The sequence below is a fragment of the Undibacterium sp. TJN19 genome (genome assembly GCF_049339485.1).
GTDB lineage: Bacteria > Pseudomonadota > Gammaproteobacteria > Burkholderiales > Burkholderiaceae_D > Undibacterium.
Genome location: NZ_JBMPPL010000094.1, coordinates 1 through 255, shown reverse-complemented (window position 1 = coordinate 255; position 255 = coordinate 1). Strand labels below are relative to the sequence as shown.

Sequence of the window (255 nt, the reverse complement as noted above, 5' to 3'; positions counted from 1 at the left end):
TTTCAACGTCACCCTGACCACAGGCGCGTCTGAAAACGTCACCATCATTGATGCTGATTCTGAAAACAACACCGTAGCCCTGGGTAGCGTTGCTTCCCATACAGGCACAGTCACTATCGGTACAGCAACAGGTGCAGGCAAAGTTGGCGGCTTCATCAACTTTGACACCACCACAGTTGGTGCTAATGGCGGTCTGAACCGTATCGACACCTCCGGCGCAGCAGCTGACGGCTCTGGCGTACAAGATCTGTCCCT

At 54.1% G+C, this 255-nt stretch carries 1 protein-coding gene; it reads left to right on the top strand.

All coding sequences use genetic code 11. From position 1 onward, the window contains the following. Positions 1 to 255, top strand: a 255-nt coding sequence (locus ACO0LH_RS28685; protein WP_422944560.1) for a hypothetical protein, incomplete at both ends; no start/stop codon positions are given.